The organism is Daejeonella sp. (genome assembly GCF_037719425.1).
In the GTDB taxonomy this organism is placed as follows: Bacteria; Bacteroidota; Bacteroidia; order Sphingobacteriales; family Sphingobacteriaceae; genus Daejeonella.
The window spans coordinates 1-19,283 of record NZ_JBBJNI010000032.1 but is presented as its reverse complement, the minus strand read 5'-3'; the positions used below and the strand labels follow the sequence as shown (position 1 = coordinate 19,283).

The window sequence follows — 19,283 nt, the reverse complement described above, 5'->3', positions numbered from 1 at the left end:
AAGTATGGCTCGAACAATTTATCGAGAACTTCTACTACAGTTTCAAAATTTCCAGAGCTTTCATATTCAGGATTCTTGTACATCCCTTCCTGAATAAATATTTTGAGCAGTGAACTGAAAAAGATCTTCTCTTTAAGTTCTGCTAGCTTAATTTCCAACTCCAGCTTGAGCAGGTTTTTTGTGTGATGAGTACTTTCTATAAGGATATCATTCACACTCATAAAGTAGGGCTTTTCGCCCTTGATGATACATGTGTTAGGCGATATCGAGACTTCACAATCAGTAAAGGCATACAAGGCATCGATCGTAACATCCGGCGATATACCCGGCGCTAAGTGAATCATGATCTCAACATTTTTCGCTGTATTGTCTTCGATCTTTTTGATCTTGATCTTTCCCTTATCATTCGCGGAAATTACACTATCGATCAGGCCGCCGGTGGTAGTTGTATATGGGATCTCTGTAATCGCCAGCGTCTTCTTGTCCCGTTCAACTATCTTTGCGCGAACCCGAACCTTTCCGCCCCGCATACCTTCGCTATAGTTGCTGAAATCAGCCATTCCGCCCATATGAAAATCCGGAAGAAGATCGGGGCGATTCCCCTTTAAAACTGCTATTGACCCATCTATAAGCTCCACAAAATTATGAGGCATTATCTTGGTAGCTAGTCCCACCGCAATACCGTCCGCGCCCTGAGCAAGCAGTAAAGGGAATTTTACCGGAAGTGTAACAGGTTCTTTATTACGGCCATCATAACTGGATTGCCATTCGGTGGTGTCAGGGTTAAAAACTACTTCAAGCGCAAACTTAGAAAGACGTGCTTCGATATATCTCGGTGCTGCCGCTGAATCTCCTGTTACCGGATCACCCCAGTTACCCTGGGTATCTATCAGCAAGTTTTTCTGTCCAATTTGTACCATTGCATCACCAATCGATGCATCCCCATGGGGGTGATACTTCATCGTGTTACCGATCACATTTGCCGCCTTGTTGAAGCGGCCATCGTCCATTTCTTTGAGTGAGTGGAGGATACGGCGCTGTACAGGTTTCAGACCGTCGTGAATATGCGGCACAGCACGGTCCAGGATTACATAGGATGCGTAATCTAAAAACCAGTTCTCATATAAACCCGAAAGAGAGATTGCGTTATGAACAGCTTCATCACCGGCAGGCGCATTTTCAGCACCCGTATTTTCTATTTCTTCACTCATATATCTATAGGATTGTAAATATAAGTGATACTTGGAAATTGTGGGTAGGAAGTTTTCCTATTTATTTTCTTCTAAAAGCAACCAATTCCATTTAACTTTCGTGTATATATCAAAGCTTTGGAAATTGAAGAACTCGCTGGAGCCTTTGCCTTATAAACTCCGAGAGGGCTGCATCTGTGGTGACACGGCCAGTCAAAAGAAATTATACTATGATTTCTACGGCTTTGCTATGGCAATTTGCCTGAGGTATGCACGCGACCGGGACGAGGCTGACGAGATCCTGAATAAGGGGTTTTTCAAGGTTCTCACAAACCTCAATCGCTATGATCAAAACAAGCCTTTTTTACCCTGGCTTGGCCGCATCATGACAAATACGGCCATCGATCATTACAGGAGTCAGCTGCGGCATCCGGGAACTGACGATGTCTCGGAAATGGATATATATGGTGAAAATCCTGTTATCGATAGTAAGTTAAACTATGACGACCTGATCAAATTAGTTCAGGCCCTTTCGCCCGGTTACCGCGCGGTTTTTAACCTCTATGCAATTGATGGCTTTACCCACGATGAAATAGCAGTGCAGCTGGGTATTTCACCAGGCACGTCAAAATCCAACCTGTTTAAAGCTCGGCAGAAGTTGATAGCCATGCTAGACGCTCAGAAACAAATAACTGAACGGGCCGTAGGGCCTATTCATAATAACGATAATGAACAATACGAATCAAAACCATACAGACAATTTCTTCAAGCAGGGACTTGAATCTCCTCCGGAGTTTAACCCCTCTGAGAAAAATTGGAAAGAAATGGAGCGTCTTCTCAAACCAGAAGCGAAAAGGGGTGGTATGGCCTGGATCTATCCAGTTTCAGGAATTGCAGCAGCATTGCTGGTTTTCCTTTCACTTTGGCTTGTTCCTGATAAAACGGATACTGAAAATCAGCAGCCACAAATAGTTAAGGCACAGGATGAGGTTAAGGAAGCAGAAGGCCAAACGAATTCAAATCTTAACTCAGTTAAACCTGGCGATACCGATGCTTCGTCTGCAGGTAGCCCCTCGGCTGTTGTAGCTAAAATCAGCTTTGAATCTCTGAGAGGAACTGCTTTATTGAGCAGGAACAGTAGAAAAAATAATTCAAATCAGGTCTCGTCCCCTTCCACTGATCTATTTATTACCGATCAGCCCTCATTAAGTTCTTCCCTGACTGATACCCGGTATGCGACTATTCAAACAAGTTCCGCTGTTATGTTTGCCAGTCAACGGAATATTGAAAAATCAACTGCTTCAGCCAATATTGTAGAAACAGCTGTGACTAAACCTAAGTCCCCTGAGATACAAACCAACATCATTCCGGGCAAATGGGCTTTGAGCCTGGGCGTGTCCCCTGACGTTAATTCCGTTAAAGGGATCGATAATGGAGATATGGGAATGAGCATGGGAATGGGCGTAAGCTACAGACTCGGAAAGGTATTGAGTGTAGGAACGGGCGTCTACTATTCAAAAAAACTATATTCTGCGGATAAGACATCATATAAGGTCACAGAAAAGCCGTTTGCCACATGGACCAGCTATTCGAAACAGATAGAAGCTGATTGCAGAGTGATAGACGTGCCGGTGAATCTTAGCTTGCGCCTGAGTGATAAAACACAGAATAAGCTATATGCAACAGCGGGTATGTCATCCTATATTATGCTTTCTGAAAAATACGACTTCATCTATAATAACCCTTCGCCGGCATTCCCAACAGGACGCAGGGAGTATACCGTACGCAATGAAAATAAACATCTGCTGAGTGTGGTTAACCTTGGTGTTGCTCTGGAAAGGCCTCTTTCTGACCAGGTGAGCCTTGTCATTCAGCCCTATGCAAAGTTGCCGTTAACGGGTATCGGTCAGGGTGAAACAGATCTTAAATCCTTTGGGGTGGGGTTTAAGTTGAATTATTCGCTGAAAAAGAAATAGGCTTAGAAGTAATACGTTGTACGTTATACGTTTTAAGTTCACGTGTTAATGCATAAACAGGCTGTTTAGTTAGTTTTACGTTCACGGCTAACACAGCGTTTAGAAACTTACAACGTAAAACGTATTACGTACAACTAACCTATTTCTTCCTCGTAAAAATTATCTCCACCCTTCTGTTTGCTGCGCGGCCACTGTCGGTCCCGTTATCTGCTGCGGGCTCGGTAAAGGATTTAGGCTGTGCGGGAAGATTGCGTATACCCAGGATGTCGTTAACGGCCTCAGTCACCGATTGGTTCCTTCTCTTTGAAAGCGCGACATTATAAGCCATGCTTCCAACGCTGTCGGTATGCCCCGTGATCCGGAAAGTGTAGTATTCGCTCAACTTTTGGAATCTTTCCATAGCATCCTTTAGCTTGGCCATTTCTTCAGTTTTGATATCAGATTTATCAAAATCAAAGTAGATTACCGCATTTTCAAGTGCCGGAACAGCTGCAGAAACTTTAACCGGAACAGGCTTTGGTGCTTCAGCTTGTGTTCGAACCGGAGTCCTTTGCACTGGGGGTGCGGAAACCGGAGCTTTGGTTACAGGCTGGCTTGTTTGAGCTGTCTGCGGCAATGGCTTGTTAGCACCAGGAAGGATTTCTTCCAGCTTTTTACCCTGGAGGATCAGATTTGGATCAATAACCTTACTCAGATCCGGATAGTCTATAAATGCAGGCTGACTAACGTCTTTTTTCGCGGTTAGGCTCCTGTCTTCTATAAAAACTCCTGAATCATAAATGTTGTCAGACACATCAGCCAGAACGATCTTCAAATGGTATTTTTTATAGGGCGTTACATACATCTGCGCCACGAGTTTTTTTGTGATACCGTCATAACGCAGGTTGCGGTATAAATTCTGGTCCATCGTTTTTAAAAGCTCCGGATCAGGAGCAATAACAACCCTGTCAGCACTGCCAGCATAATTAGGCGACCCAAAGATAGAAGCAACGCCACGAAGAATACGTCCGGGCAATGTTCCACGATAAGTTGATTTAACCGGATCCTGCCGTTTGATCACTACCTGCTTATACAGGTTATTATCAATAAAATGATCTTTATTAGTTTTGAAATTTACCGTATTAATGCTCACAGGAACATTAGTTTCCGGGATCAAGGCGATATTCTTTGAGCCTGTTTCATCAGAAACGATAAAGGCAAAAATATCATTGTATGGCGAGTCTACGTACTCAGGATACTCATCAGAACCAAATTGATAGTTAAACTGAATACTGTTATCCATTGGCACAAAATCGAATTCGATGCTGCAAATGTCGAAAAGCTTCTCTTTGATCAGGCGACCAAGGTCCTTGTCCAGTTCAGGAACACTTACATCACTAAAAGTGGCTGTTTGGTTGTGCGAATTATTATAACCGGCAACATTATATGAATTACCGGATGAAAGAATCATGCCTTTTGGCACCTGCAACACATTAGGAGAGCTGGTAAATGATAAGATAGAAAGCGGATATCCTTTGTGCTTGATATTGCCAATAACCACACCCTGACCGGCGAAATTCTTCTTGACCCAGTCATCTACATTTATAGCTGATAACCTGATTTGAGCATTACTTAGCTTGCCGAAGATCAGTAGTATCGTTATGAGGAGGAGAGCTTTCTTCATTTCTATATCAATTACAGGGATAAAACCACATTCATATACAATTTACGATTATTTCTTAAGTCTCGTTTCCGCAAAAGCAAATGGAAGTAAACTTTTGATCCCATTGGTTTTGACTATCGGGCCATTCTGACAATAAAATAAAACCTCGATTGGATGAGATTGTTTTTTTTCGTATTCTGCCATTACCTGCAGGCAGGCGCCGCATGAGGTCACAGGCTCGGTGATCTTAAAATTATCTGTTTGAGCAGTTATGGCCATGCTAACTATCTTGTCTTTAGGATAAGTAGATCCGATAGTAAACATCACTACTCTTTCAGCGCAGAGGCCGGAAGGATAAGCTACATTTTCCTGGTTGCTGCCGTAGACAATTTTTCCGCTTTCAAGGCGTACGGCTGCACCGACCCGGAATTCAGAATATGGGGAATGAGAGTTAACCATTGCCTTTGTGGCTTCGTTGCAAAGATCCCTGTCAGTGGTGTTTAAGTCATCGATTGATGAATATTCTTCGTATGATATAGAGAGGCTCTTATTGGACATAGTAAAATTTAACCCTTCGGAAAATTCGCCGAAAGGGTTAACAAGATAAGAAATATTGCCTTAGGTTACTATTCTTCAACGAAAACTTCTTCGGCAACGGCTTCAGAAGCCGGCTCTTCACCAATAAAGTCTACTTCTACACGAAGATTCTGAATGATATGCTGCTGTCTGTCGGGAGTGTTCTTGCCCATATAATATTCCAGGAGATTTTTGATGGGCTGTTCTTTAGATAAGATAACCGGGTCCAGCCGGATGTCCTCACCTATAAAGAGCTCAAACTCTTCTGGTGAAATCTCTCCGAGTCCCTTGAATCGTGTTATCTCTGGCTTATTTCCCAGCTTCTGGATCGCCCGCTGGCGTTCCTCGTCGCTATAGCAGTAAATCGTTTCCTTTTTATTCCGCACCCTGAATAAGGGGGTTTGAAGGATAGAAACATGACCGGCTTTAACCAGGTCGGGGAAGAACTGGAGGAAAAATGTCATGAGCAGTAAGCGAATATGCATACCGTCGACATCGGCATCTGTAGCGATTACAATATTATTGTAGCGCAGGTTATCCAGCCCATCTTCTATATTCAGTGCATGCTGCAGAAGGTTAAACTCTTCATTTTCATATACCACCTTCTTGGTCAGCCCGTAGCAGTTAAGCGGCTTTCCTTTTAAACTAAATACAGCCTGAGTTTGTACATCGCGCGATTTGGTTATTGACCCGCTGGCCGAGTCACCCTCAGTAATAAACAGGGTAGTATCCTGCTTACGCTCATGAGTATCTTCAAAATGGATCTTGCAATCCCGAAGTTTCTTATTGTGAAGAGAAGCTTTTTTTGCGCGTTCGTTTGCCAGCTTTTTGATGCCCGCGATGTCCTTCCGCTCCCGCTCCGATTGCATGATCCGTTTTAACAGCGCATCTGCATCAGCAGGATGTTTATGCAAATAATCATCCAGTGCTTTCTTAATAAAATCGTTGATGAATGTCCGTACACTAGGTCCGTCAGGGGCAATATTTTGCGAACCGAGCTTTGTTTTGGTTTGTGATTCAAACACTGGTTCCTGAACACGGATCGAAATAGCAGAAACTATCGATGCCCTTACATCCGAGGCATCGAACTCCTTTTTATAAAATTCCCGGATGGTCTTCACAACAGCCTCCCTGAAAGCGGCCTGGTGAGTACCCCCCTGGGTGGTATGCTGACCATTTACAAATGAATAATACTCCTCTCCATATTGCTGGCCATGGGTCATCGCAACTTCTATATCATCGCCTTTAAGGTGAATAATTGGGTAGCGAATTGTTTCTACATCAGTATTCCGTGTTAACAGATCGTACAGGCCGCGTTCTGAAAAGAACTTAGTTCCATTGAAATTGATTGTGAGGCCTGAGTTCAGGAACACATAGTTCCAGATCATGCTCTCTACGAAATCGGGTATATAGTGGTAGTGCCTGAATATGGTATCATCGGCATAAAAAATAACGGAAGTACCATTTCGCTGTGTAGTTTCCGTTTCCGGCTGATCATTAACTAGCACACCCTGTTCAAATTCAGCTTTTTTTGTACGTCCATCCCGGTAAGATTGAACAGCAAAACTTGACGACAGCGCATTCACAGCTTTTGTACCCACCCCATTAAGCCCTACGGATTTTTGAAATGCTTTCGAATCATACTTACCGCCCGTGTTGATCTTGGATACACAATCAATGACTTTTCCTAACGGTATTCCCCGTCCGTAATCACGGATAGAAACCCTTTTGTCTGTTACCGTTACCTCAATGGTCCTTCCAGAACCCATTACAAACTCGTCTATAGAATTATCCAGTATCTCTTTTAATAATACATAAATACCGTCATCATAAGCCGAGCCGTCGCCGAGCTTGCCTATATACATTCCCGGGCGCAGGCGAATATGTTCTTTCCAGTCGAGCGACCGGATGCTATCGTCACTATAATCTATTTCTGCCATTTATTAAAGAGTTGTACGTTGTAAGTTATACGTTGTAAGTTTCTAAACGCTGTGCTAACCGCTCAGACGTACAACCTGCCTGCCGGCAAGCAGGTTGTACGTTCCTAGACGCTGTGCTAACCGCCCAGACGTTTTACTTATAACGTACAACGTATAACTAATCCCACACAAATCTAAAATTTTGGTTGATGTGGAAGGGAAGGAGATTTCAACATTTGAACAATAAGATGATATTATATGGAAGTTCTTTTGCTGTAGGTCAAAAGAACCAAAAACTCCACCGCTGCGTCTGCTGCTTTGGAAGCGTCTGCTGAGGCTTGGCTTGTGGTTTCCGCACCAGCCGAGGCGGGATGACGGTGAACGGAGGTTCAGTGCTGAGGCTTAAGAAACGTACTTAACGCTTGCTGGTGTAGAAAGGCCGGCCTGTGGCCTGCGATGGAAACTAACAAACGCTTTATTTGGATTGGACGGCAGGTACGATGGGAGGCTGCCGTTAATAGATTTGCTGCTGGTGCAAGTTGCAGAACTCGCCCTCCTGAGATTTGGCAGTGAAGACGCGTTTTATCCTTTGCAGTAACATTCATCTCTTTCGCTGTCGTTAAGCAATCCGGAAAAGTGTTGTAGATTCTTTCATTATTTCACTGACGTACACACGGCTTGGATTGCACCTTTAGGATAAAGCGGGGATTTGCAACAAATATCAGGAAGGCGCGGGATTTTTGCCTACTTTTTTGCCTGCAGAAAAAAGTAGGTGCCCTTCCGCCGGCATGAGGCGGGTTGAATTACACCAAATCTCACCGAATTGTATACTCCACTATACACCAATTCAAGCCTCTAAGTACAGATATACCTTAGACTATTACAGTCTATCAGTATAAAAACTGCCCTGGAATCGCATTCCAATAGTGATCAACCGATTTTCGTTTCAACCGATTTGCTTTGGAACGGAAATCGTAATATACTCTTCAGAAATATGATAATCATGATCGATCCAAAAAGGCAAAAAGATCAGGGAAAGGATTTCCCCGAGAAAGAAAAGGCCTGGGAAAATCCGAAAAATCCGGAAGCCACAGAAGACTCTCGGGATGAGGAGCAGCTGGATCGGCAAATTGAAGAAGCAAAACGAAGAAAAGATAATTTAACAGAAGATAACGACTAACCTTATAAACCAAAACTAACCTAAAAACTTTGAGCCATGAAAAGAAATACTAAAAACCAGGCGATGAAACTAGTAGAGCAATTCGATCAGCAATTGCACGAAATCCTGATGTCAGATCTTAAAGCTATCCGCAACGCACGCATCAACCTCATTAAACACATAACTTTTAACAACCGTCAAAACCAGTTAATGACTGCCTGATTTATTTTAATATCTACCTATAAAGAGAAAGCCATTCCGAACGAGGGGTGGCTTTCTTTTTTGGGGGAGAATGGATGTCTGATGTCTGAGCTGGGCGGAGAGGCTGGATGGGATAAGTTTACGATTTTAGGTGTCGGAAATCCATCAGACTTCTGACCACCGACTTCCGACCTCAGTCCTCCAGCCTCAGGCCTTCCGAAGACGAATTATCCTCAAAATATGCATCATTTTAATAATGGGATATGATGGATCAAATTCAAACCACCTGTTAGCGAAATTAACGCTGTTAGGGCTTTTATGATGATTATTCTGAAAGAGCTCACCCATCATTAAGAAATCTAACGGCAGGCTGTTTTTGCTATGATCGTCATTGTCGTGGTTGGAGTACCCATATTTATGCCCGCACCAATTTACAATGGCACCGTGGATAGGGCCCATTAAAAAGTGGATCGGAAGTAAAAGGAACATCCACCAGTATTCAGCGAAATAAACATAGAATGCAATATAAAGCAGTATAAAAACTGAACGGGTGATCCACAGATCGCCGATACGGTCTATCAACGCCCAGGTAGGATATCTGTCACGAAAAGCGGGTTCCGGCTCTATCTTAAATTTCACATATTCCAGGTAAATATTCTTTGTTTTGATCATCAAACCCCACACATCTTCTATGAAATGCGGCGAATGAGGGTCCTTTTCAGTATCGCTGTACGCATGGTGCATTCGATGCATGATCGCATAGGCACGAGGATTCAGGAATGACGAACCCTGGGAAAGAAATGTCATCAAATAAAAAGTCTTTTCCCAAAAAGGTTCCATTTTGAACATCTTATGGGAAGCATATCTGTGAAGGAAGAATGTCTGAAAAAATAAAGAAAGGAACCAGTGACAAAGAAAGAAAACTAGAATAACCATGTGTTAGATAAGGTGTGCAATAATGAGGGGACAAAATTAGGAAAATTTAAACTATTCCGGCTATAAACGTGAGAAGTCGGGATTTAGCGCCCGAAGTCGTCTTGCACACGAACAATATCTGATTCATCCGAAGGATTAGCCGGATCAGTGTGCTGCCAGATCTCTGCAACAATACCCCAGTTACTAAGGCCTATCAGGCGATGGCGTTCTCCTTTTTGCAGGATGATCCGATCTCCTTCCGAGTACGATTTCAACTCCCCTTCCTCATCCGTGTCGCTGGTTTTAATGCCAACTGTACCTTTCATCACCTGCCAGATCTCAGCCCGGCGGTGATGATATTGCCAGGACAGCCTTTTTTCAGGAGCTACAACCAGAATCTTAGGGCTCAATTTACCCGAGATCTTCAGATCGTCTACAGCGATCCCATCAAAATAAGTGTCGGCAAATTTCTGCGCCTGATCTTCTGCAAGCACAAAAAAACCACCCCATGGACGGGACTGATCTTCTGAAACTATCTGAAAATTCTGGCTTTCAAGGATGTTCCTGATCTCCACGAAAATAGAGGCTTTTTGCTGTTCTGTAGACATAGTTTTACCATTTAGAACAGCAAAAATACGACAACAGATTGTTTTTAGCGGGATATAAATTTATTTAGCCAGTCCGACAGCAACTTTCCAAAAGCCAGCTTCTTTAATTTCAACATCCACGAACTGGTCTGAAATAGTCAGTCTTACCCTGCAAGGGAATACAACATCCAACAGCTGCAAGCTCATTCCGCGGGGTGTCTTCCCAAGCTCCCGTGTCTGGTTATAACTACCGTTAACAATGTTTACGTTCGTGATTACAGCCGGGGGTAAAGTCGCTTGGGTGAGCGTACCTGTACCTCCTGCAGCATTTGTTGCGTCGATCTGGATCACATTCTGAGCTCCTTTTAAGTCTTTACGTACATCAACCCTTACGACACGAAATGACTTATCGTGAATAGTGAATGGCTTTTCGACTTTGATTTTTTGCTTTTTCTCCGATTTCTCTGCGGTATCCTGGGCATAAACAAAGAAAGCTGAAGACAGCAGGCTTAGCGTCAGAATTAATTTAAGTGTTTTCATCGTAGTATTATAAGTAGATGAGATTATTCGCCGGACCCGCCCTGTTTGTTCTACCAGTAAATTGAATACAACGCAACCAGCAATCCTATAATAATAAGCGCACCGACAGTAAAGCCCGGCGAGGTCTTAAACATGCTTTTATCGATTTCGAGGCCTTTGGGATTGATTGCATTACGAGTTTCATATATACTAATGAAATACATGACCACTACGCATATTAGGAAAACAAAACCCATGCGGTCAATAAATGGTATTTCGTAAACCCCGTTTGCATTCGCCACTGCAAATCCCATAGGTTCCAGGAAAGAGAGGTCGGCATAATTTGGCAGCACCTTAAATCCTACAGATAAGATAAAGCCCCCAATGGTTGCAAATAAAGCTGCGTTGGAAGTCGTTTTCTTCCAGAAAAACCCTAACAAAAACATGGCAAACACTCCTGGCGATACAAATCCGGTATATTCCTGGATGTATTGGAATCCGCCTTTTTTATCGATGCCCATATATGGTGCTATGATTATAGCCATAAGCAGAGAAACAACAATAGTAATACGACCGATATTTACCTGACGGTTTTCATCCGCATCTTTGTCCATTACCTTTTTATAAATATCTAACGTAAAGATAGTTGCGATACTATTTGCTTTCCCGGCTAATGAAGCTACAATAGCTGCTGTTAAGGCTGCAAACGAAAGCCCTTTTAATCCTACAGGCAGAAGATTCAGTAGAACCGGATAAGCTCTGTCCGGATTCACTTCACCACCTTGCAGCATATCTGTTTGGAAATTGCCTTCCTGATACAATACATAAGCGGCGATGCCTGGTATCACAACAATTAATGGCATTAACAACTTTAAAAATGCAGCAAATAAAATTCCCTTTCTGGCAGTTTCCAAATCAGCACCCAAAGCACGTTGGGTAATATATTGATTGCAACCCCAGTAGTTTAGGTTTACGATAAGCATTCCTCCAATTAAAACACTTAATCCCGGAAGATCAGAATAGTTTACATTTTCCTTTTTGAAAATCATGTGAAAATGATCATCAGCTTTTTCGGTAAGTAGATTAAACCCGTTTAACACTCCCGATGATCCGAAATGCGTTGCGACAAGATCTAAAGCGAGATAGGTTGTTGCCAAACCTCCAAGTATTAAAAAAAACACCTGAATCACATCAGTATAGCCGATTACCTTCATTCCACCTAACGTAATTATTAGAGAGAAAATAGCCAGCAGATACATACATGCTGTCAGATTAATTCCTGATATGCTATTAATAGCCAAAGCACCGAGGTATAAAATGGAAGTAAGGTTTACGACCACGTATAAAAGAAGCCAAAAAACCGCCATTATCATCGCAACAGTCGAATTGTACCGCTGGTCAAGAAATTGCGGCATTGTGTAAATGCGGTTCTTAAGATAAACAGGGATAAAGAAAACAGCCACCACTATGAGTGAAAATGCTGCCATCCATTCGTAAGTAGCAATGGCCAGCCCCATTTTAAAACCAGAACCGCTCATCCCAATAAACTGCTCAGCCGAAATATTCGAAGCAATTAAAGAAGCACCGATAGCCCACCATGTCAGGCTATCTTTTGCAAGGAAAAAATCCTTAGAACTATCCTTTTTAGATTGCTTTTGTCTGTAAACCCAAAGACCATAGGATGCAACAATGACGAAATAAACCAAGAACACGATGTAATCGGCAACCTGAAGTGTATTCATAAATGAGTGGATTATTTGCGAAAACTATTATACGGCCTACTTACTGAACTTATATATTGAAACCGTATGATAGGTTTCCCCTGGATTCAAAATAGTGGCAGGGAATGACGGCTGATTTGGAGAATCTGGAAAATGCTGTGTTTCCAAACAAAATGCCGTTCTGAAATCATCCTGTTTTCCACCCTTAAATGTATTTTTACTCTTCATAAAATTACCGCAATAGAACTGCAAACCAGGTTGATCAGTAAATACTTCCATCTTTATTCCTGATTTATCGCCAACCACACATCCCGCGTTCGTTAATCCGGTTCCTTCGGATGCATTTAGTACAAAATTATGATCGTAACCGGCCCCGTTTTTCAACTGCTCATTTTCAGTTTTAACCCGGGCACCAATAGCCGTTGGACTTCTAAAATCAAATGGAGTTCCATCTACAGGATCTAATTTACCGGTAGGGATCAGGGTTGCATCAACTGGTGTATATGTATTTGCATTGATCTGTAAAACATGATCTAATATCTCGCCACTACCTTCTCCATTCAAATTAAAAAATGCATGATTTGTTAAATTAACAACCGTTTTTTTGTCAGTTTTTGCATTATACTCGATTTTGAGTTCGTTATCATCTGTTAAGGTATACACCACTTTAACATCCAGATTACCAGGGAAACCCTCTTCCATATCTTTCGATAAATAAGATAGTTCCAGAACATTATCGCCAACTTGTTTAGCATCCCACACTACAGACTGAAAGCCATTCTTACCACCATGAAGCATGTTAACCCCGTTATTTAAAGAAGATGAATACTCTTTACCATCAATCTTAAATTTACCTTTTGCTATACGGTTACCATAACGACCAATGGTTGCACCAAAATAGGGTTCTGTAGAAGTTACATAGGTTTTAAGGTTTGCAAAACCAACGACTATGTCGGTCATTTTTTCTGATTTATCAGGAACCCAAAGGCCCACTATCCGGCCACCATAATTGGTTATTGCTGCCTGAAGATTGTTCTTGTTTTTAAGTATAAACAGATCGGTCTGTTTTCCATCAATTGTATCCTGAAAGTCAGTTTTTGACAGAGGTAGCTCCATGTTAGTAGTATCATTCATCTTGGATTGGCTTTTACTTTCTGATGCATTGTTACAAGCACTCATTGCTGCTATACCAAAGGTACAAGCCCAAATTAGTTTTAGTTTAAATTTCATATAAATGTTTTTTTGAAATATTCAAATGGTAAGAAAATGCAGTTTTTACTTTTTGTTCAGCTTTTTTATCAAATCAACTTCATCTTGCCTGTATGGCGTGCCGTCCTTTTTGAAGATATCATGAAACCATTCAACCGGCTCGCTTCCATCTGGCAAGGGAGTCTTCCATGCGTATATGGTATTAGATTTACCGGCAACGAAGCCCCAGTTGATTGCTCCGATTTTGTGCTCTTTCAGCATCGGAAGAATATTAGCAAACCTGCTGTTATTGGTACGTGCCATATATTCTGTGCAAATTAACGGACGGCCATGCATTTTTAACATTTGTATCGTACGAAGGTGTAATGAAGGCTCTTCGTAATTATGATAAGTAATGACATCGGAGTTTAGAATCTGAAAGGCATTTAGTTTTTCGAAATCCCAGCGCCAAACACCTACGCTAATCGGTTGGCTAGGATTAACCTGGCGGGCCCAGGTGAACACCTTTGTTAACAGCGGTAGTGATGTTTCAAGCTTATCTGAGTTTCCTGGCTCATTATACAAATCCCACAAAAGAATGCGTTTGTCATCTTTAAAATGAGTCATCACATCTTTTACATACTTCTCAAGAGCCGGAAATTGTGTAGAATCTTTAGAAGCAGGATCCCCTGGATCTTGTGCCCAACCCGAATTATGAATACCAGTTTTAGGCTCAGGTTGTTTGCCTGCGGTAAATGTCTTGTTCCAGCAATCGTCGAAGAAAACAAAAAGTGTATAAATCTTATGGCTGCTGGCGATCCTTAAGAATTCCTCCATTCTTTTCTTAAACCCCGAAGGATCTTGCCTGTAGGCTTCGCTATGAAGATAAACCCGAAGGGTGTTAAAACCAATGGCCTCGGCCCAGCCTAATTCCTTATCAATAGCTTTAGGATCAAATGTATCAGCCTGCCACATTTCTAACTGATTAATTGCCGATGCGGGGAGGTAATCAGCACCGGTCATCCAGGCATATTGTTTATACCAGTTATTGGCCTTCTCTTTAGACCATACTGTTCCGACAATTTGCTGAGCACTTGCTGAAAAAGCAGAAGCTATGATCAACGCAAAAATTAACTTAATTTTTAGATTCATAATAATGGATATTTAATTTGAGTTTCTTGTTTCCGAAAGTTAAATGATTTCGAAATGTGACAATTGGGTTACTATTTATCTTTAGTTTTATTTATTAAAATCTACATGAATTAATTTACAGTCTTAGCGTTCACAAGATCTGGAATTTCGGCGTCAACATCTCTCTTCCATTTCTCAAGAAGCTTAAGCAGTTCCTCCCTTTTAACAGGATTTGTATCTGCCAGATTTGTCCGTTCGCTGGAATCGGATTCTAAATTATATAATTCCAGCCGGTTACCCTGATAAAACTGAAATAATTTATAATTGCCTTTACGAACAACGCTGGACATCTTATTAGCAGCTTTGCCTGTTTCTGATGGATTATGCCAGTACAGTTCATCCCTCACTGGTTTTGCTCCTTTTGTCATTAAAGGAAGAATATTGATCCCGTCTATTTTCTGATTAACAGGTTGTTTTGCTCCAGCCATCCCTAAAAATGTTGGATAAAAATCTATACTCGAAACTGGAAAATCAGTCTCCGTTCCAGCTTTTATCTTATCCGGCCAGCGCATTATTAAATTTTCGCGGATACCACCCTCGTATAACCAGGTTTTTCCCTCTCTAAGGTTACCATTATTTCCTGTTCCTTTTGCTCCCCCGTTATCCGAAAAGAAAACGATAAGGGTATTCTTTGCTAAGCCTTCTTCTTCAAGTTTATCCATAAGCGACCCTACGCCTTTATCAATCTGTTCCAGCATTGCCGCCAAATATGGATTATACTTCTTATTAGAGGTATGTTTAACGTTTTCCGGACCGAATACCTTTTCCGCACTTCCGGCCCCATGCATTGTATCGTATTTCCTTTTGTATTTGCCTATAATCTCGGCAGGCGCGTCCAACGCAGTATGGACACTATAGAATGAAAGGTATAGAAAGAATGGCTTTTGTTTGTTTCTTCCAATGAAATCAACCGCATCTGCACATTGTCTGTCGGTTAAATACTCATCCGGCTTACCCGATGTGTACGTATTTATCTTGTCGTAGGGATAAAAGTAATCGCCATCAGCTATATACTTTGTTTCTGTACCTATCACTTCGTTAAAGCCATGTTTATCAGGGCCGCCAATATTATTCTTGAAATCCGTATCCAGATGCCATTTACCAATTATTCCGGTTTGATACCCAGCCGCCTGTAATGGATTGTTAAGAGTAGTGTATTTGGCAGGATCTAATAAACGGGTAGTTTTTGCAGGAAGAAAATCTGTTATTCTGACACGCGCAGGATACTGGCCCGTCATGATGCTTGCCCTGGTAGGTGAGCAAACAGACGCCGCCGCATAAGCCTGATTAAATTTCAAACCCTGCGATGCAAGTTTATCAAGATTGGGTGTTTCATTAAATTTATTACCATAACTACCCAGTTCCGCCGAACCGAGATCATCTGCAAGAATAAATATGATGTTGGGTTTTGATGAAGTTTTAGACTGGCAGAAAACAAATGCCGGGAAACATACCAGGCAAGAAATTAATATATTTTTTGCTTGCTTAATTTTCATTTGAATTGTTTGATTTGTTTTCGTTAGCAATTTCTACATCCAGATCAGCACCCGTATCACCCTGCTGTTTCATCCACTCAGCTAATTTTATCTGAAATGTTTTTATCCTTTGCTGATGAGCAGGTTCTGATGCTAAATTTTTAAGCTCAGAAGGATCTTTTAGTGTGTCATAAAATTCTATCGCAGGATGTTTTGAAATTCTATTGGTTAATTCCTTCGCCCGGGCATCATGCTCCGCTTTTTCCATCCACGTTGTCCATACCAACTTCTTATTCGCAGTATTCATTGAATATTTTATATAATAATTTTTACCTGGCGTTAAATTAAGGATAAGTTTATATCTGCCGTCGCGAATGCTGCGCATAGGAAATGCAGGTCCTTCGGGAATATTATTATGAATTCCATAAGCATACTTACGGTGCTGCGTTGATTTACCAGTTAGAACTTTTAAAAAACTTTTTCCATCCAGGTTGCCTAAAGGTTTTCCCCCTGCCAGGTCAATTAATGAAGGAGTAACATCCTCATATTGAACTATAGCGTCTGTCTGGCTACCCGGCTTAATTTTGCCGGGAAGGCGGGCTATCATGGAGCTTTTTGCACCATTGCTATACAATGTCCATTTTCCGCCAGGGAACTGAGGCCCTTGCTCACCCATAAAAATAACGAGTGTATTTTTTTCCTGACCGGCCTCTTCAACCAATTTCAGTATATCACCAACCTGATTATCAAGCCGCCTTACTTCTGCAAGATATTTACAGAATTGAAGCCGGCTTTCAGGAGTATCTACCCAATGATCCGGCAGCGTCAATTTATCAGGATTAAATTCAGAGGGGTCTCCCATGGTCCATGGCGCGTGCGGATTAATGCTCATTACGAAAAGACAATAGGGCTTTTCTCTTCTTGAAATAAGTTTGCGAACATCGCCTAAGGTATAATCATCAGTGGGTGAAACACAATTGGGTTCAAAACCATTAACAATTTTAAAAGGGAATACAGACGACGGTTTTGTGCTATGATTCTTTCCTGTTAGAGCTACTTCATATCCCAGATCTCCCAAATAATGGCCAATACTCTTGGTATCTTTATATACCGCTTTATGATTCTGGTATGAGCCGTGTCTAACGGGGTATAAACCCGTGAACAAAGACGCTCTGGTGGGCACACACATAGTTTCCGATGCGTGAATATTATTAAACTTCATGCCTTCTTTTGCCAGGCGATCAATGTTTGGGGTTACTATATTCTGGCCTCCGTAGCAGCTTAGCTGTTTGCTGTCGAGATCGTCGGCCATGATAATGATCACATTGGGTTTCGCTGTATTTTGGGCCGACACAAACGCTGCCGGGAAAATCATTAACTTACATAGCAGAAAAATTCTAAACTTCGACATAATTTATTTTTTAAGAATTCCCGGGATAAGCAAGCCATCAGGCGATTTAAATTTCAAACCAAGTAATTCAGAAATTAGTGGAGCTACATCCTGAATGCCCATGATTTTTATTTCAGAACCTCTATTAATTCCTGCACCCGCTGCTACAAACCCAGTTCTAATCTCATAGAAATCAGGTGAATGACCATGAGTACCACCTTTTTCTTTCTTCTTGATTGCTTCTCCAGAAAAATCGTTATTAGCAGCCACGCCATTTGCCATAGTTAAAGCCATAGCTACTTCCGGGTTTGCACCTACCTTATCGAGCTCCTTTCGATCGATAACACGAAAAAGCCTTTTCTGATCTGCCGGTAGCGAAGCAAGGATTTCGTTAACTTTTGTTAAAGTTTTCATGTCGTTTGTTTTTTTGAGGTACAAAAATGTGGAACCTCCCGTGGACATGAATTTTGCCGACCAATCCTCATTACTTAACAATCCATTTCTGGCCAGCCACGTATTCGGGGATAAAGAAGTCTCAGTATCTACAAAACCATGATCGCCTGTAATGACAATAGCTGTGGAATTTTTTAACCCAGCCTTTTCTATCGTTTTAATGACAGAGCCAATAATGCTATCGACTATGGCGACAGCCTTTTTTACCTCGGGAGCTTCCCTTCCGTGATCATGTTGCAAATGATCAATAGTAACAAAGTGCATCGCCATAAGATTTGGCTTATGCTTTGAGATGATATAATTAGCTATTTTCCCAATGGTATTGTCTATGGTATTGCTCGAGTTAAAATCTTTCTTGTTGAGCTTACCAGTTAGAGACTCCATTTCCTGTATTAAATTTGCGGGTGTTACAAAAGGCATAGTTACAGAAAGCTGATCGCTATTCTCATCATTATCTGCACGACGTGCCGGAAAATTATAATCAATTGGCGCCCCTACCGTGACCGGCCACATCACAGCTCCCGATTTTAACCCTGATTCTCTGATAGCATCCCATAGGGTTTTGGTTTTAATATAATTTTCTTCCCAATACCATTGTCCGGGCTTTGCGCCGTAAGGAGCGTTATAATAAATCCCATGCCTGGCGGGAGCTGCACCGGTTACCAATGTGGTATGCGCGGGGTAAGTTACCGAAGGAAATACGCTGTTTACTCCTTGTGCGTAAACGCCTTCGTCTATAAGTTTCCGAAGGTTTGGTGCAGTCCATGATTTGTCTTTATAAAAATCAGGACGGAAACCATCGATGCTTATCAAAATGACATGTTTTGCAAGCTGACCAAAAGAGGCCATGTTGATAAGAACCGTTAATAAAATAGCTGGTGCAATTTTTTTCATGAAATATCTCTTCTATTTCTGAGTGCCAATGACTAAGCTAATGTCAATTAGATTTAACTGCGACCATTTCTACATCATCAATCCAGACTTCGTCCCCGGCATTCAGCTTTCCAAAGTATAGAGCTAGTTGATAAGGTCCGCTAGCGGGAACTTCAATAGTTTGCCCCGATGTTTTGGTAAGCATTTTTGAGGTAGTAACTGTTTGATCTAACAATTTTTCCGAACCATTGGGTTTCTCGAACCGAAGAATAAACGAGGTATTCTTACTGCCTTTCGAATTGAGCTTA

At 41.8% G+C, this 19,283-nt stretch carries 16 protein-coding genes and 2 pseudogenes; 4 read left to right on the top strand and 14 right to left on the bottom strand.

The features are described from left to right. Positions 1 to 1,211, bottom strand: a pseudogene (locus WKF69_RS06395) (DNA gyrase subunit A); the annotation flags it as partial. 124 nt (positions 1,212 to 1,335) lie between these two features. On the opposite strand from WKF69_RS06395, the gene WKF69_RS06390 reads away from it, so the two are divergent. Further along, positions 1,336 to 1,971, top strand: coding sequence for a sigma-70 family RNA polymerase sigma factor (locus WKF69_RS06390; protein WP_340380518.1), 636 nt, complete (start codon positions 1,336 to 1,338; stop codon positions 1,969 to 1,971). Beyond that, positions 1,919 to 3,166: a hypothetical protein gene (locus WKF69_RS06385; protein ID WP_340380516.1), complete on the top strand. Its 1,248-nt coding sequence runs from the start codon at positions 1,919 to 1,921 to the stop codon at positions 3,164 to 3,166. The genes WKF69_RS06390 and WKF69_RS06385 overlap by 53 nt, the downstream gene beginning before the upstream one ends. A gap of 139 nt (positions 3,167 to 3,305) precedes the next feature. Here the strand turns inward: WKF69_RS06385 and WKF69_RS06380 are convergent, their stop codons facing one another. From WKF69_RS06380 to WKF69_RS06370, 3 genes are all read right to left on the bottom strand, one after another. Next, positions 3,306 to 4,829 (bottom strand): choice-of-anchor L domain-containing protein, encoded by a 1,524-nt coding sequence (locus tag WKF69_RS06380; protein ID WP_340380514.1) that lies wholly within the window; start codon positions 4,827 to 4,829, stop codon positions 3,306 to 3,308. 48 nt (positions 4,830 to 4,877) lie between these two features. After that, positions 4,878 to 5,366 (bottom strand): cytidine deaminase, encoded by a 489-nt coding sequence (locus tag WKF69_RS06375; protein WP_340380512.1) that lies wholly within the window; start codon positions 5,364 to 5,366, stop codon positions 4,878 to 4,880. A 68-nt stretch (positions 5,367 to 5,434) separates the two neighbouring features. Then, complete coding sequence (locus WKF69_RS06370) at positions 5,435 to 7,324, bottom strand: DNA topoisomerase IV subunit B (protein WP_340380510.1); 1,890 nt, start codon at positions 7,322 to 7,324, stop codon at positions 5,435 to 5,437. Between the two features lie 982 nt (positions 7,325 to 8,306). On the opposite strand from WKF69_RS06370, the gene WKF69_RS06365 reads away from it, so the two are divergent. After that, the gene (locus WKF69_RS06365) at positions 8,307 to 8,483 is read left to right on the top strand and encodes a hypothetical protein (RefSeq protein WP_340380508.1); all 177 of its coding nucleotides are present in this window, start codon (positions 8,307 to 8,309) and stop codon (positions 8,481 to 8,483) included. Between the two features lie 36 nt (positions 8,484 to 8,519). Then, entirely contained in the window at positions 8,520 to 8,684 is a 165-nt protein-coding gene (locus WKF69_RS06360; protein WP_340380506.1) for a hypothetical protein, read from the top strand. Positions 8,685 to 8,870: 186 nt separating this feature from the next. Here WKF69_RS06360 and WKF69_RS06355 read toward each other — a convergent pair whose 3' ends face one another. The 10 genes and pseudogenes from WKF69_RS06355 to WKF69_RS06310 all read right to left on the bottom strand — a co-directional run. Beyond that, positions 8,871 to 9,599 (bottom strand): acyl-CoA desaturase, encoded by a 729-nt coding sequence (locus WKF69_RS06355; protein ID WP_340380504.1) that lies wholly within the window; start codon positions 9,597 to 9,599, stop codon positions 8,871 to 8,873. A gap of 83 nt (positions 9,600 to 9,682) precedes the next feature. Next, complete coding sequence (locus WKF69_RS06350) at positions 9,683 to 10,186, bottom strand: phosphoheptose isomerase (protein ID WP_340380502.1); 504 nt, start codon at positions 10,184 to 10,186, stop codon at positions 9,683 to 9,685. 60 nt (positions 10,187 to 10,246) lie between these two features. Continuing rightward, the gene (locus tag WKF69_RS06345; protein WP_340380500.1) at positions 10,247 to 10,705 is read right to left on the bottom strand and encodes a hypothetical protein; all 459 of its coding nucleotides are present in this window, start codon (positions 10,703 to 10,705) and stop codon (positions 10,247 to 10,249) included. 50 nt (positions 10,706 to 10,755) lie between these two features. After that, positions 10,756 to 12,426, bottom strand: a complete 1,671-nt coding sequence (locus WKF69_RS06340; protein ID WP_340380498.1) for a sodium/sugar symporter — start codon at positions 12,424 to 12,426, stop codon at positions 10,756 to 10,758. A gap of 36 nt (positions 12,427 to 12,462) precedes the next feature. Beyond that, positions 12,463 to 13,635 (bottom strand): aldose epimerase family protein, encoded by a 1,173-nt coding sequence (locus WKF69_RS06335; protein WP_340380496.1) that lies wholly within the window; start codon positions 13,633 to 13,635, stop codon positions 12,463 to 12,465. A 45-nt stretch (positions 13,636 to 13,680) separates the two neighbouring features. Next, positions 13,681 to 14,745, bottom strand: a complete 1,065-nt coding sequence (locus WKF69_RS06330; protein ID WP_340380494.1) for a cellulase family glycosylhydrolase — start codon at positions 14,743 to 14,745, stop codon at positions 13,681 to 13,683. A gap of 110 nt (positions 14,746 to 14,855) precedes the next feature. Continuing rightward, entirely contained in the window at positions 14,856 to 16,280 is a 1,425-nt protein-coding gene (locus WKF69_RS06325) for a sulfatase (RefSeq protein WP_340380493.1), read from the bottom strand. After that, positions 16,270 to 17,670: a sulfatase gene (locus WKF69_RS06320; RefSeq protein WP_340380490.1), complete on the bottom strand. Its 1,401-nt coding sequence runs from the start codon at positions 17,668 to 17,670 to the stop codon at positions 16,270 to 16,272. Before WKF69_RS06320 ends, WKF69_RS06325 begins: the two co-directional genes overlap by 11 nt. Before the next feature lie 3 nt (positions 17,671 to 17,673). After that, positions 17,674 to 18,996, bottom strand: coding sequence for an alkaline phosphatase family protein (locus tag WKF69_RS06315; RefSeq protein WP_340380488.1), 1,323 nt, complete (start codon positions 18,994 to 18,996; stop codon positions 17,674 to 17,676). A gap of 43 nt (positions 18,997 to 19,039) precedes the next feature. Further along, positions 19,040 to 19,283, bottom strand: a pseudogene (locus WKF69_RS06310) (hypothetical protein); the annotation flags it as partial.

Bases quoted from the DNA above. Each gene is read 5' to 3' on its own strand.
- WKF69_RS06385 (WP_340380516.1), top strand. From the start codon at position 1,919: ATGAACAATACGAATCAAAACCATACAGACAATTTCTTCAAGCAGGGA.
- WKF69_RS06380 (WP_340380514.1), bottom strand. From the start codon at position 4,829: ATGAAGAAAGCTCTCCTCCTCATAACGATACTACTGATCTTCGGCAAG.
- WKF69_RS06375 (WP_340380512.1), bottom strand. From the start codon at position 5,366: ATGTCCAATAAGAGCCTCTCTATATCATACGAAGAATATTCATCAATC.
- WKF69_RS06370 (WP_340380510.1), bottom strand. From the start codon at position 7,324: ATGGCAGAAATAGATTATAGTGACGATAGCATCCGGTCGCTCGACTGG.
- WKF69_RS06365 (WP_340380508.1), top strand. From the start codon at position 8,307: ATGATCGATCCAAAAAGGCAAAAAGATCAGGGAAAGGATTTCCCCGAG.
- WKF69_RS06360 (WP_340380506.1), top strand. From the start codon at position 8,520: ATGAAAAGAAATACTAAAAACCAGGCGATGAAACTAGTAGAGCAATTC.
- WKF69_RS06355 (WP_340380504.1), bottom strand. From the start codon at position 9,599: ATGGTTATTCTAGTTTTCTTTCTTTGTCACTGGTTCCTTTCTTTATTT.
- WKF69_RS06350 (WP_340380502.1), bottom strand. From the start codon at position 10,186: ATGTCTACAGAACAGCAAAAAGCCTCTATTTTCGTGGAGATCAGGAAC.
- WKF69_RS06345 (WP_340380500.1), bottom strand. From the start codon at position 10,705: ATGAAAACACTTAAATTAATTCTGACGCTAAGCCTGCTGTCTTCAGCT.
- WKF69_RS06340 (WP_340380498.1), bottom strand. From the start codon at position 12,426: ATGAATACACTTCAGGTTGCCGATTACATCGTGTTCTTGGTTTATTTC.
- WKF69_RS06335 (WP_340380496.1), bottom strand. From the start codon at position 13,635: ATGAAATTTAAACTAAAACTAATTTGGGCTTGTACCTTTGGTATAGCA.
- WKF69_RS06330 (WP_340380494.1), bottom strand. From the start codon at position 14,745: ATGAATCTAAAAATTAAGTTAATTTTTGCGTTGATCATAGCTTCTGCT.
- WKF69_RS06325 (WP_340380493.1), bottom strand. From the start codon at position 16,280: ATGAAAATTAAGCAAGCAAAAAATATATTAATTTCTTGCCTGGTATGT.
- WKF69_RS06320 (WP_340380490.1), bottom strand. From the start codon at position 17,670: ATGTCGAAGTTTAGAATTTTTCTGCTATGTAAGTTAATGATTTTCCCG.
- WKF69_RS06315 (WP_340380488.1), bottom strand. From the start codon at position 18,996: ATGAAAAAAATTGCACCAGCTATTTTATTAACGGTTCTTATCAACATG.